Origin of the sequence: Rhodococcus sp. NPDC077669, from assembly GCF_040686915.1 — a bacterium.
Classification (GTDB): Bacteria; Actinomycetota; Actinomycetes; order Mycobacteriales; family Mycobacteriaceae; genus Rhodococcoides; species Rhodococcoides fascians.
In genome coordinates, this window is sequence record NZ_JBFBMD010000014.1 from 19,958 (window position 1) to 32,019 (window position 12,062).

Here is a 12,062-nt window from a genome sequence, read left to right on the forward strand (position 1 = left end):
CCCTCACCGAAGTGAGGACGGCCCCTTCTGTGCGCTCGATGTTGAGAGCGCGAAGTACGACTGCAGTGAAGCGGTCTTACTTGACGGAGATCTTTGCGCCGGCAGCTTCCAGCTTCTCCTTGGCAGCCTCGGCTGCGTCCTTGGCGACCTTCTCCAGGATTGCCTTCGGAGCGCTCTCGACGAGGTCCTTGGCTTCCTTCAGGCCGAGGCCGGAGACGACCTCACGGACGACCTTGATGACCTGGATCTTCTTGTCGCCGGCCGACTCGAGAACGACGTCGAACTCGTCCTGCTCTTCGGCTGCCTCAGCCGGAGCGCCTGCTCCGCCTGCTGCTGCAACTGCGACGGGAGCAGCTGCGGTGACCTCGAAGGTCTCCTCGAATGCCTTCACGAACTCGCTGAGCTCGAGGAGGGTGAGCTCCTTGAACTGGTCGAGCAATTCTTCGGTGCTGAGCTTCGCCATGGTGGCGGTCCTTCCTGTAAGTACCTGGCCGCTGATCCGCGACATGGTGTTGGTGTGGAGCTGTTCGCTAATGCCAGCGGATCAGCTTTCGGCGGGAGCTTCCGCCGGTGCTTCTGCTTCTGCAGGGGCCTCGGCTGCGGCAGGTTCGCCGGCAGCCTTCTTCTCCTGCAACGCGAACGCCAAGCGGGCGAACTGCGATGCGGGAGCGTTGAACAGGCCTGCAGCCTTCGACAAGTTGCCCTTCATGGCGCCGGCGAGCTTGGCCAACAGGATCTCGCGAGACTCGAGGTCTGCGATCTTGTTGATCTCGTCCACGGACAGCGTTGCGCCGTCCATGTAGCCGCCCTTGATGATCAAGGCCTTGTTGTCCTTCGCGAAGGCCTTGATGGCCTTCGCAGCGTCGACCGGCTCGCCCTTGATGAATGCAATGGCGGTCGGTCCGACGAACAAGTCGTCGAGGCCGGTGATGCCGGCATCGGCAGCTGCGCGCTTGACCAGGGTGTTCTTGGCGACGGAGTACGTGGCACCTTCGCCGAGCGCACGCCGGAGCTGAGTCAGACCGGAAACCGACAGGCCACGGTATTCCGTGACGACGGCAGCCGTCGAACCCTTGAACTGGTCGGTGATCTCCGAAACTGCGGAGACCTTTTCGGGCTTTACCATACTTCGCCTCCTCTCGTGGGAAGTTGTGTCGATCGCGAGAGGGCCGGAAAACGACGAACGCCCCGGTGCAGGAAGCACACGGGGCGTGAACGAGCAGGCAGCCGAAGCTGCACGACAGGTTCCCTACCGCGTTCTCCTGCGTGGGCCGTCCGAAGCGATCTCGGACCTTCAACCGCACACCTGTCAGGAAATTTCCCTCGAGAAGGCGGTGACCAACGGTCTTGGGTAGAACTTGATTGGGCGGAACGAAAGAAATGCACGCACTGCGAGCACATTCCTTCTGGACCGTCGACCAGGCTACAACACCTCGGGGGTCAACTCCAAAACGATCGGCTACTGCCGCACCCCGTAGACGACCAGGTTGCGTTCGTAACTGCCCACGGTCGTATCGAAATCGCCCGAACAGGTGATCAACCGGATCTCGTCGCCGGGCACCGCGCCGAACACCGACGCCGTCGGGAAGTCCGCCTTGCCGTGGTCGCCGATGCGCTCGATCCGATAGTCCGCGCTGCCCCCTGCTTCGTCGCCGACCGTGACGATGTCGCCCGGGTTCAGATCCGACAGCCGATCGAACACCGCAGGTCCGGTAGTCGAGTCGACATGCCCGGCGAACACCGTCGGACTGCCGATCCCACCGGGTCGGCCACCGCCGGTGAACCACCCGACGTCGTCGTAGTCGGTGGGTACCTCCATCTCGCCGCTGTCGGCAATACCCAGGCCGACGAGCCCCTCGTCGAGCGCGATGGCAGGAATGCTCAGGCGCATCGGGATCGGCCGATCCCCCACTACGCCGGACAGTTCGGGCGAGGGCACGGGCACGGGCGAAGACGAGGACACCGGCGGGGCCGGCTCCGCCGGTGGCGACGGCGTCTGCGCACCACATCCCGTCACCACCGCCGTCAGAACCGCGGCCGTCAGAACCGCGGCCGCGAGTGCAGCCCGCGTGGGGAGCTTCAGCTCTGCACCCCGCGGGTGCGCCGTGCCACCAACGTCACGCCCGCGACAGCCATCGCGCCGAGAGCTACCGCGCCGACGACGGGAGCTGCGGAACCGGTCGCCGAATCGGATGCCGCGGCGAGCGCCGCGCCGCCACCTCCGGTTGCTACCGATCCGACCGGAATCCGGGTCAGCTGTCCTCGGACCGCTCCGGCCGAGAAGTCGACGGTGTGGGTGTCGGCCGCGAAGCCTGCTGGGTCGGCTTCGATCCGGTCCAACGTGAATCCGGTACCGCTGTCTGCATCGGCACCGGCCGGGGTCAGACCGGTGGTGAACGGACCCTGCATGCAGCCGTTGCTGTTGCGCGGGCCGTCCCCGATGGGGGTCGGGTTCGGGAACGCGAGGCGCGGCGGCCCCGCTGCACCTGCTGCGGCCTGGTGGATATGAGTAGCCGTCTTGGCCGGGCTCATGTAGTCACCTGTCACACCGTTCAGCGAGATGTCGTAGCAGATGATGTCGAGGTCGGAATTGATCCGCAGCGTGAAGGTGCCCATCGCGCCCGGCTGACCCGGAGTGGCCACACCGTCACCGTTCAGAACCTGATCGGGCGTGGCCATCGCGGTGAACGCGCTGGTGAAACTGTCCGGTTCGGCGACCGGGGTGTCGGCAGCGGCCGGGCCCGCCGAGAACAGCAGCAGCGCCGCCGCGGTGGCCGTACCGCCGACGAGTGCCGTGGCGGATCTACGAACGGACGCCGCCGGGCGTGTAGTGGAACGTGTGATCATCTCGTGTGCCTTCCGTGAAAGTATCGGGCAGGCGAGCCCGTACACGGTGTACGACGGTCGGCGCGTAGATGTTCAAATATCGGTAAAGAAATATTCCAGTCTTGGATATGAACGCCTGCGGGGCCGCAGACGTAATCACTGTCATGAGCATCGGGAGCGTGATCGAGCTGGACTTCGATGTCGCGGCCGCATACGACCAGCACGCGTCGGAGATGGTCGGTTACGCCGTCAATGCCCTCCGCGATCGAGCCCTCGCCGAGGATTGTGTGCAGGAGACGTTCCTGCGGGCCTGGCGGGCCAGAGCGCGCTTCGACCCGAGCCGAGGTTCACTTCGCACGTGGCTCTTCGCGATCGAGCGAAACGTCATCGTCGATCTCGTTCGGTCCCAGGCGAGAGTGCCTGCGACGACATCGGACCGGCCCGACGAGCACGAACGCGGACCGAGCGCCGTCACGCGCGACACCACCGCCGACACCGACGAGCGGCTCCGCATCATCGCGGCACTGGCACAGCTCTCGCCCGACCACCGCGAGGTCGTCGTGGCCGTGCACGTATCCGGAAGCAGCTACGCCGAACTGTCGGAATCGACCGGAGTGCCGGTACGCACGCTCCGCACCCGCGCCTTCTACGCCCTGAACGCACTACGCAGAAACCTCGACAGAAAGGAGGACCGATGACAGCCTCACCCGATCGGCGAGCAGAGCTGATCGCTGCAGCAGTCGGCGACGATCTCGACGATGCCGAAGCCGACGAACTTCGCGCGCTGGCCGCGTCGGACCCCACGGTCGACATCGAGATCGCTGAACTACGCGCGACGACGGAGCAGCTCGAACGCCGGGGCCCGGACCTGCTGTGGCTGGACTCGACTCCGCCGCCCGGACTCCGCGAGCGAATCCTGGCCGCCACCCAGAACGCCGACAACGCCGTTGCCCCTGGGCGTTCGGGCAGCTCCGGATTGCAGCCGGTCGCCGGGCCGCGGTTCGGTGTCAGGAACGGGTCGGCCGGGTTGGCCGCTGCCGCGGCCCTCGTCGGCGTTGTCGTCGGCAGCGCAGCAGTACTGGGCATCGACGCATACCGCTCCGAGCCCGGTGAAGCCCAGGTCGTGGTCACCGGACCACCGGGAACCCTCGGGGCCTACGAGGAAATAGCGTTCACCACCAGCGGACCGACGGTCGACGTCGAAGGCGGTCTCGTAGCCCACACGTGGGGAACGGAGACCGTCCTCGAAATGGACGGCATCTCCGACGGCGGTCCGTACGACGTCGTTCTCGTCGACCGATCGGGCGTCGACCGGCCGTCCGGCACGTTCCTCGGCAGCACCGTCACCATCGAGTGCCGGATGAATGCCGCCGTCCTGCGCGGCGACGTCGCCGAGATCGAGATCAGGGGTTCGGACGGAGTCGTACTCGCGTCGGCTCAGGTGCCGTCTGCCTGAACGCTTGTCTCGGAACGCAATCCGGGCCACCAATTTCGCTCGCCGAACAGCTTCATCATCGCCGGCACCATCATCATGCGCACCAGAACCGCGTCGAACAAAACGGCGACAGCGAGCGCGAACCCGAACTGTTGGAGTTCGAGAACATCGGCGGTGAGGAAGCTGGCGAACACGGCGATCATGATCGCGGCCGCAGCAGTGATCGGCCTGGCGGTGTGCTCGAGGCCGTCGACGATCGCGGTGTCGTTGGCACTGGTATCGTTGGCACTGGTGTTGTTCACGCTGTGTCGGTTGCGATGCGAGACGAACACCTCGCGCATCCGGCCGATGAGAAACACCTCGTAATCCATCGACAGACCGAAGACCACGGCGAACACGGTGACGGGCAGATACACCTGGATGTAGCCCGGACTGTCGAACCCGAGTAGCGCCGATCCCCATCCCCACTGGAACACCGCCACCGTCGCACCCAACGCCGCGCCGGTGACGAGCACATTCATGGCGACCGCCTTGATCGGAATCACCACGCTCCGAAAGACGATTCCCAGGTACACCAGCGAGAATGCCAGCACTGCGAATACGACCCACAGGAACTTGCTCGAAATCTCCTGGGAGGCATCGACGACAAGGGCGGTGGTTCCGCCGACGGATACGGTGGTGCCGTCGCGGTCTGCGGCAACAACTGCCTGCGACCGGATCGACTCGACCAGGTCGGAGGCCTCGGTCGAGTCGATCGGCACCGCGGGCACCACGATCAGCAGCGTGCGGCCGGAGTCCTGTTGCGCCAGGGCGTAATCGACGCGACCGTCGGCTCGGATGTCGTCGGCGAAGGCCGCGACCGTGGCCGCCTGCATCGGTTCGAGGGGACGGTCACCGCTGCCGGTGAACACGACGATGATCGGCGAAATCGTTCCAGGAGCGAACTTCTCGGTGAGGACCGTATTGGCCCGGCCGCTCGGCTCCGCGGCAAGGGCGTCGGCTCCGAGGTCCACCCCGTACTGGATGGTCCCGATCGGCACCAGGGCGGCCAGCAGCACGGCTGCGGTGACGGCCGTGTAGCGCCACGGGCGTTCGATGACGTGTCGCGCCCACCGTGACCACCACGTGGGTATCGCGGCATCGTGCTCACCGACCGCCGGAGGCTGAAACCTCTGCGGTAGCGACAGTGTCGAGATTCGCGGGCCGAGGACCGCGAGAATTGCCGGTAGCAGCGTCCAGGCCACCACGACGACGCACGCCACCGTCAGCGCTACGACGAACGAAATACTCTGCACGGCAGGAACATCGACGATCGCCAGAGCACCGAGCGAAATGAGTACGACCAGACCGGAGATGACGATCGTGTGGCCCGCCGTTCCCATCGCGGCCCCGACGGCCGCATTCGTACGCCCCTGACCCGTGGCGTCCCCCGGCAGCGTGGTGCGGTCCATTTCCTCTCGAAATCGGCTGACGATGAAGAGCGCGTAATCGATGCCCAGACCGAGACCGAACATCGACGCCACCGTCGTCACGAGGACATCGAAGGTCATGACGTGCGAGAGCAGCGAGAACACTCCGAACGCCGCCAACACTCCGATGCCCGTGGTGACGAGCGGCACGATGCCGGCGACCACGGATCCGAGAGCCAGGATCAACAGCACGAATGCCAGTGGTAGGCCGATACTTTCGGCCCGGACGGCGTCCTCGGACTCGACTTTGGTCAGATCGACGGTCATCGGCGAGTATCCGGTGGCCGCCACGTCGATACCACCGTCGGATGCCCCGTCGATGAGCTTCTGAATGCGTTCTGCGGTCGCGATCCGGTCGCGAGGGTCGCCGCCGACACCGACGAAAGCCAGTGCCGACGTTCCGTCCTCGGAGATCTGGGGCACGAATCCGGCCGTTTCGTAGGGATCGACGACCCGCAGCACATCCGGGGATTGCCGCAGCGCAGAGACGGTCTCGCCGACGCGTTCGCGGAAAGCGGGGTCTGCGACGCGGACCCGATCCGACGTGAACGTGACGACGAGCTGCTCGGACCCGAACGAGGAGAAGTGCTGTTCGACGAGCGCGTCGGCACGACTCGATTCGGTACCGGGGACGGAGAAGTTGGCTCCCACCAACGAGTTCTGCAGTGCCGGATAGAGCGCAGCAGAACCCACCGCGATCAGCAGCCAGACGGCCAGCACGAGCCACCTGTGACGGCCGACCGTTTGCCCCCAGCGGTCACCGATGCCGAGCCTGGTCTGCGCACGGTCGAGCACCACCGTCCGATCGATCATGGCCGAGGCAGCTCGAGATCGCGGTTGTAGATGCGGTACGTCCGGTGCGGAGTCTGCTCCATGCGGGTCAGCACCGATCCCTTCATCCAGGGGCTGTCGTCGAGCACCGGCGCTGCCTCCACCCGGGTGTAGCCGAGATCGCGCATCCGCACCGACAACTCCATGATCAGCAACGACGACACCGCGCGATCGGGGCAGTCCGGATCGACGAACAGCATGTCCACCCGCACCCCGTCGATGACGTCCGTTCGGCTCGGCTTCTTGACGTGCCACAGCGTCACCAGGTCTCGCAGCCACCGCGACTTCAGGTGCGCGGCCTTGGCCGCGGCCTGATTGACGTCCGGGATGCCCATCAGAAATCCGACGGGCTTGCCGTCCAACTCGGCCAACAGGGTGAGCCGTCGATCGAGGACCGGAAGCATCATCTTCAGCAACTCGAACAGTTCCACGAACGACAGTGGTGAGAAGCCCCAGAAGTTCACGAACGTCTTGTTGTAGAGATCGCGCACGATGCGCGCGTCGCGGCGAACCGTTCGGTACTTCATGGAGCGGAACGTCACTTCCGAACGCGCCTTGATCTTTTCGAAGATCTGCATGTGCCGCGCATATTCGGGGCGGTTGTAGATCACGCACGGGTCGTCGAACAGGTAGCTGTAGAAGTCCTTGATTCCCACGAGCCCCCACTTCTCGAAATGGGCTGCGTAGTAGAGAGGGTTGTGCGGCATGCCCACCAACGGAAGGGCAGGCTCGTCGTCGACGACGATGCCCGCGCTGTAGAACATCGACGGGCCGAAAGGCCCGGACATCGCGCCGAGCCCGCGCGCGGCAAGCCACGCCGCCGCGGCGTCGAGCAGGCCGGTGGCGACCTCGTGATCGTCGACGGCCTCGTAGAACCCGAAGAAGCCGATGGATTCACCGGTGTACTGGGTGAAGCTCGTGTCGTGGATGGCCACGACTCGTCCGACGACGACCCCGTTCTCGCGTGCGAGGAAGGCCGCGATATCGCGGGTCGACGCGATGGCGACCGGCGGCGAAATCAGGATCCGATCGAGATCCATGGGTTCGTCGGGCAATCGGTACGGATCACCCTGGTAGACGAGATCGGTGACAGCCTTGAATTCGTTCCAGTCCTGGGTGGACTCGACCCGGTCGACAGTGATCATCGTTCCTTCTCACATGAAGTGTTGTCTGCCACCGGGATCGGTGAGCGGGCGACGACGCTCTCCCCCGCGAACACGTACTGGCCCGGTCGGACGGTGATGGTTTCGGCGAGAGCGTCGGGGACGAACACGTCGCATTGAGACCCGAAGCGGATCATCCCGTACTGCTCGCCGCGTTCGACGGTGTCGCCGACGGCGACGTGCGCGACGATCCGGTCGACCCACAGATCCGCTATCTGTGTCACCGTCACCACCGACCCCGATGAATGTTCGATGGAGATGGTGAGCCGCTCGTTGCTCAGTATGTAGTCGCACCCCTCGTCGTACGGGGTGCGCCGCGTCAACAGGTTCGCTCCCACTCGCGCCATCGACTTGTTGAACGGTGCCGCGGAGCGATGACGCCGCATGCCGATGGTGCCCGAGATCGGAATCCTGTTGCGGTGCACCGAGTATTCGGACATGTAGATCCCGATGAGGTATCCGCTCTCGGTCGCTGCCACACCCGCGATCTCGTCCAGCGGAATGGTTCTGCCCTTCTTGACGGCGAATGCCGTCGAACCCGCGTCGACGCGTTTGACGTACGTGACGAACCCGTCGGCTGGTGCCACCACCGACAGCGGATCGGCCGGCGGAACGCGATGCGGGTCTCGGAAGAAGAACCGGGTGCGCCAGTACAGGAACACCCCGAACGGTGCCGCCACGGCGACACCCACACCGACGAGTGCTCGTCCGAGCGACATCAGAGATGTCGCTGTTCGTCGATGCTCTCCGACCACGTCACGAACGCGTCGGCTGCCCGGTGTCGCAGCGCACCGGGCAGCAGTCCGATGACGCCACACACGACGTAGAAGCCAACGGAGAGAACGGCATTGGTGACCTCGTGGCCGAGGGAGAGTTCCCGCAACCGCACCGAGGTCGGCTCGAATCCGTCTGCCACGTCAGTTGACGACAGGGGTGAGCGTCTTGAGCTGGGCCTTTTCGAAGTACAGCTCGAAGAGCCTGCGGTGATCGCACCAGGAGGTGTCGTGGTCGACGGGCAGGATGGCCTCGGGCTTGTGCACCAGCCGCATGAGCTTGTCGATGTTGTCGGCGAGCATGGTCTCGGCGAACCGAGGAGAGATACGGACGCTGACGCGTTCGACGAACTCGTCCCAGCTCACCAGGTCGAGGCCAAGGAGCTCGGCGTACAGGTCGTGTCCGTAACCGGTCGGGTTGCTGGGCAACAATCGGGTGAGCGGGTGGCTCCGCAGTGCGTTGCCGGCCATGACGTCGCACATCACGTCCACCGGGACGTAGTTCATTCCCGGCCCGTCCCAGATCGCGCCGGCGGCGATCGCCAACTCCACGATGCGCCAGAAGCTGTAGACGCGGCCCGGATCGAGGCCCAGGTCGGTACTGCCGAGGATGTAGGGGGCCTCGGCCAGCGTGACGGAATACGTGTCCGACATCGACAACCACCCGAGCAAGGTGGCGTTGACCCACTTCATCTGGGCGTACCCGGAGTACCACCACGAGTCGGGACGACGGAAGTCCTCGGGCTTCTGATAGAGATGCGCGCCGATGCTGCCGACGTAGGTCAGATGCTTTCGGGCCGAGGTGATGCTGAATTCGAGGATGCGCAGCACGCTGACGAACCAGTCGTCCCGCAGCTCGGCGTAGCTCTCGGTGTAGTCGGTCGAGCTGGCGCAGTTGAAGATCTGGCCCACACCGGCTGCGAGTTCAAAGTACCCGGCCTTGTCCAGACCGAAGCGGAACGAGGTCGGCGTGCCTTCGACGATCCGAATCTTGTCTGCATCGACCGTGATCTCGTACTGATCGAACGTGCGCTGGAGTCGCTCGAGGGCCGACTCCTCCTCGGTGGAACGAACCACGGCGTACACGACGTCGACGGCGGAGTCCCGGGTGAGACGGCCGATCAGATGCGCGCCGAGAAACCCGTTCGCTCCGAACACGAGCGCAGTGTCGGTACGCGGTGGTGCCATGCTCGCGACGCGGCGACGAGTCTCCTCGTCGATGAACGGCCGCAGCGCGGTGGGATCGCCGTTGCTGAGGGCAACGACATCGGCGTACTTGCCGGCAAAGCGTAGCCCCGGGCATTCGCTGGTGATCAGTGCGTCCGCGTGCGGCCAGATAGGCCGTTGCGATCCGTCTCCGAACAGTGCTTCTACGTGCATTCGTACTCCCCTGCAACGGTCGGTGTCCCACATCACTCGGACGGGCAGACGTTAACAACGCAGCGAGCGTCGTAGTCGCTGGTTTCGAAAGTCTGGTATGCCCCACAGCAACGCTCAACCGGCGTTGAGAATGTTCCCAACAAAACACAGAACTGAAGCCGTCTCGTTGGAGCACACCACGACCGATTCGCGTTCCACAGGACAAAGAGGGTCGTTCGAAGGTCTAATCGTTCTCCATGACCGCCGTCGAGCCCCACCCCCTCCTGAGACCCCCGCGCGACCCCAGCGGCGGCGAGGCCGCGCAGGCCTGGGCAGCGATCACGGCGCAGGCTCCGCAGTACCCACGAGTGTCCGTCTCGGCCGACGTGCGCATTCCGATGAGCGACGGAGCCGCCCTACGCGCATACGTCTTCCGCCCCGCCGATGCGTCCGGGCAGCCGGTTCCGGGGACGTTCCCGACGGTCCTGAACCTGACGCCCTACAACAAGCTGTTGATCAAAGGCATCGACACGATCCTCGAAACACCGATACTCGGCCGAGCCATCAGAAAGTTCTCGTCGGCGTTCGACCTGACCGGTACCGCGTTCGACGGCATCACCGAGATCACTCGTGTGGTCGCGGGCGGAGCCGCGGATCTGTTGTCGGTCAACCGCCACCTCGTTCGTAGCGGGTACGTCCAGATGATCGTCGACGTTCGAGGAACCGGAAGCTCCACCGGAACCTGGGACGTACTGGGCACCCGAGAACAACTGGACTCGATCGAAGTGATCGAGTGGGCGCGCCGGCAATACTGGTGCAACGGCAGAATCGGCATGGCGGGCATCTCGTACTCAGCGATCAACGCACTGCAGGCGGCAGCCAAGAGACCCGACGGGCTCGACGCGATATTCGCCGTCGAAGGTTCGGTGGACATCGTTCGCGAGATCTTGGCAACCGGAGGCGCGACCTCGGCGTTCATTCCCCTGTGGCTCGCTGCCGTCAACGGACTCAAATGGGCACCTGCGGTGAGAGGAATCGATACCGTCGCATGGCTTCGCGATCGCGTCCGATCACCTGCAACCGACCTGTTCGATCTGGCCAAAGGCTTTGTCACGGGCAATGATCCACGAATCTACGACGACCCGTACTACGACACCATCGACGCCGTCATCGAGGACATCACCGCACCGACCTTCCTCTACGGCTGCTGGCACGACATCTTCGGCAGCTCGGCCCCGGACATCTACAACCGACTCGCTCTCGAACGCGGCTCCAAACAACTACTCGTCGGCGACGGCTACCACGTCAATCCCGGAATCGGTTTCGGTGAACCGGGATTCCCACCACGACTGGACGTACTCGAGCGAGCCTGGTTCGACAGGTGGCTGTGCGACATCGACAACGGAATCGAGAACTACGGGCCGGTCACCCTACGACAACAGGGCGGCAATTGGACTGCGCACGGCCGCTTTCCGGCTCCCCAGGCACAGTCGCGCCGGCTGTATCTGTCGACCGAAGCGTCGAACACCGCCGCCCACGCCGCCGGCGACGGCAGCCTCGCCTACGAGCCGTCCACGTCGTCCGGCGTGCTGACCGTACGTCCATCACTCCGTGCCGTCGTATCCCGGGACACCACACAGGTTCTCGCCGGTGTCACGGCTCTACTGGGCGGCGGCTTCACCTACGACAACCGATTCGCCGAAGGTGCCGCCGCCACGTTCACCACCGAACCCGCCCGCGCGGACACCGTGCTGTCGGGCCCGATGAACCTGCATCTGCGCGTGATCTGCCGTGCCCGAGACGCATTGTGGGCGATCATGACCTGCGACGTCGCCCCCGACGGTAAGTCGACCGTATTGAGCAACGGGGCGTTGCTCGCGTCTCGCCGAGCCGTGGACGACGAGCGATCACTGTTCGCACCGAACGGCGACTACACCCGGCCGTACCACCCGCTCACCAAGGCCGCTGTGCTGCCGGTACCCGTCGGGCAGCCCATCACACTCGACATCGACATTCTCGGCACCGAAGCTGTGATCGCGACGGGTCATCGCCTCCGGGTGGCCGTATTCGCCACCGACGCACCACGGTTCATCCCCATCCTGCCGGACATCGTTCGCACTCGACTGAAACCGCAGGACATCGCGATCGACCCACACGATCCCAGCTACCTGGTGGTTCCGGTGCTGGGCGACCCCGACTGGTAGGA

12 protein-coding genes are annotated in these 12,062 nt (G+C 64.8%); 3 read left to right on the top strand and 9 right to left on the bottom strand.

Features of this window, described 5'->3' with window-relative positions; genetic code table 11:
• Positions 1–76: 76 nt before the first annotated feature.
• From rplL to AB0P23_RS16490, 4 genes are all read right to left on the bottom strand, one after another.
• Entirely contained in the window at positions 77–463 is a 387-nt protein-coding gene (rplL, locus tag AB0P23_RS16475) for a 50S ribosomal protein L7/L12 (protein ID WP_032365267.1), read from the bottom strand.
• An 81-nt stretch (positions 464–544) separates the two neighbouring features.
• Entirely contained in the window at positions 545–1,126 is a 582-nt protein-coding gene (rplJ, locus tag AB0P23_RS16480) for a 50S ribosomal protein L10 (RefSeq protein ID WP_363798299.1), read from the bottom strand.
• Positions 1,127–1,459: 333 nt separating this feature from the next.
• Entirely contained in the window at positions 1,460–1,945 is a 486-nt protein-coding gene (locus tag AB0P23_RS16485) for a class F sortase (protein ID WP_363798302.1), read from the bottom strand.
• A gap of 134 nt (positions 1,946–2,079) precedes the next feature.
• Positions 2,080–2,847 (bottom strand): CHRD domain-containing protein, encoded by a 768-nt coding sequence (locus AB0P23_RS16490; RefSeq protein WP_167328936.1) that lies wholly within the window; start codon positions 2,845–2,847, stop codon positions 2,080–2,082.
• Positions 2,848–2,990: 143 nt separating this feature from the next.
• On the opposite strand from AB0P23_RS16490, the gene AB0P23_RS16495 reads away from it, so the two are divergent.
• The gene (locus AB0P23_RS16495) at positions 2,991–3,524 is read left to right on the top strand and encodes a sigma-70 family RNA polymerase sigma factor (RefSeq protein ID WP_363798305.1); all 534 of its coding nucleotides are present in this window, start codon (positions 2,991–2,993) and stop codon (positions 3,522–3,524) included.
• Positions 3,521–4,282 carry an anti-sigma factor gene (locus AB0P23_RS16500; RefSeq protein WP_222058046.1) on the top strand — a complete coding sequence of 254 codons (762 nt, stop codon included), beginning with the start codon at positions 3,521–3,523 and terminating at the stop codon, positions 4,280–4,282. The genes AB0P23_RS16495 and AB0P23_RS16500 overlap by 4 nt, the downstream gene beginning before the upstream one ends.
• On the opposite strand, the gene AB0P23_RS16505 is transcribed toward AB0P23_RS16500, so the two are convergent.
• Genes AB0P23_RS16505 through AB0P23_RS16525 form a run of 5 tightly spaced genes read right to left on the bottom strand, consistent with a single transcriptional unit; the run spans position 4,264 to position 9,877 of the window.
• Positions 4,264–6,543, bottom strand: a complete 2,280-nt coding sequence (locus tag AB0P23_RS16505; RefSeq protein WP_363798308.1) for an MMPL family transporter — start codon at positions 6,541–6,543, stop codon at positions 4,264–4,266. The genes AB0P23_RS16500 and AB0P23_RS16505 overlap by 19 nt on opposite strands.
• A complete protein-coding gene (locus AB0P23_RS16510; protein WP_167328932.1) occupies positions 6,540–7,706 on the bottom strand; it encodes a hypothetical protein in 1,167 nt (388 codons plus the stop codon). The genes AB0P23_RS16505 and AB0P23_RS16510 overlap by 4 nt, the downstream gene beginning before the upstream one ends.
• Positions 7,703–8,443, bottom strand: coding sequence for a phosphatidylserine decarboxylase (locus AB0P23_RS16515; protein WP_094643950.1), 741 nt, complete (start codon positions 8,441–8,443; stop codon positions 7,703–7,705). The genes AB0P23_RS16510 and AB0P23_RS16515 overlap by 4 nt, the downstream gene beginning before the upstream one ends.
• On the bottom strand, positions 8,443–8,640 hold the full coding sequence (locus AB0P23_RS16520) for a hypothetical protein (protein WP_032390583.1): 198 nt from the start codon (positions 8,638–8,640) through the stop codon (positions 8,443–8,445). Before AB0P23_RS16520 ends, AB0P23_RS16515 begins: the two co-directional genes overlap by 1 nt.
• Position 8,641: 1 nt before the next feature.
• Complete coding sequence (locus AB0P23_RS16525; protein WP_094652061.1) at positions 8,642–9,877, bottom strand: SDR family oxidoreductase; 1,236 nt, start codon at positions 9,875–9,877, stop codon at positions 8,642–8,644.
• Between the two features lie 236 nt (positions 9,878–10,113).
• Here AB0P23_RS16525 and AB0P23_RS16530 point away from each other — a divergent pair, with 236 nt between their 5' ends.
• Entirely contained in the window at positions 10,114–12,060 is a 1,947-nt protein-coding gene (locus tag AB0P23_RS16530; RefSeq protein ID WP_363798313.1) for a CocE/NonD family hydrolase, read from the top strand.
• Positions 12,061–12,062: the final 2 nt, after the last annotated feature.

What these genes read in the sequence shown, in the direction of transcription:
- rplL (WP_032365267.1), bottom strand. Translation starts at nt 463, where the DNA reads ATGGCGAAGCTCAGCACCGAAGAATTGCTCGACCAGTTCAAGGAGCTC.
- rplJ (WP_363798299.1), bottom strand. Translation starts at nt 1,126, where the DNA reads ATGGTAAAGCCCGAAAAGGTCTCCGCAGTTTCGGAGATCACCGACCAG.
- AB0P23_RS16490 (WP_167328936.1), bottom strand. Translation starts at nt 2,847, where the DNA reads ATGATCACACGTTCCACTACACGCCCGGCGGCGTCCGTTCGTAGATCC.
- AB0P23_RS16495 (WP_363798305.1), top strand. Translation starts at nt 2,991, where the DNA reads ATGAGCATCGGGAGCGTGATCGAGCTGGACTTCGATGTCGCGGCCGCA.
- AB0P23_RS16500 (WP_222058046.1), top strand. Translation starts at nt 3,521, where the DNA reads ATGACAGCCTCACCCGATCGGCGAGCAGAGCTGATCGCTGCAGCAGTC.
- AB0P23_RS16505 (WP_363798308.1), bottom strand. Translation starts at nt 6,543, where the DNA reads ATGATCGATCGGACGGTGGTGCTCGACCGTGCGCAGACCAGGCTCGGC.
- AB0P23_RS16510 (WP_167328932.1), bottom strand. Translation starts at nt 7,706, where the DNA reads ATGATCACTGTCGACCGGGTCGAGTCCACCCAGGACTGGAACGAATTC.
- AB0P23_RS16515 (WP_094643950.1), bottom strand. Translation starts at nt 8,443, where the DNA reads ATGTCGCTCGGACGAGCACTCGTCGGTGTGGGTGTCGCCGTGGCGGCA.
- AB0P23_RS16525 (WP_094652061.1), bottom strand. Translation starts at nt 9,877, where the DNA reads ATGCACGTAGAAGCACTGTTCGGAGACGGATCGCAACGGCCTATCTGG.
- AB0P23_RS16530 (WP_363798313.1), top strand. Translation starts at nt 10,114, where the DNA reads ATGACCGCCGTCGAGCCCCACCCCCTCCTGAGACCCCCGCGCGACCCC.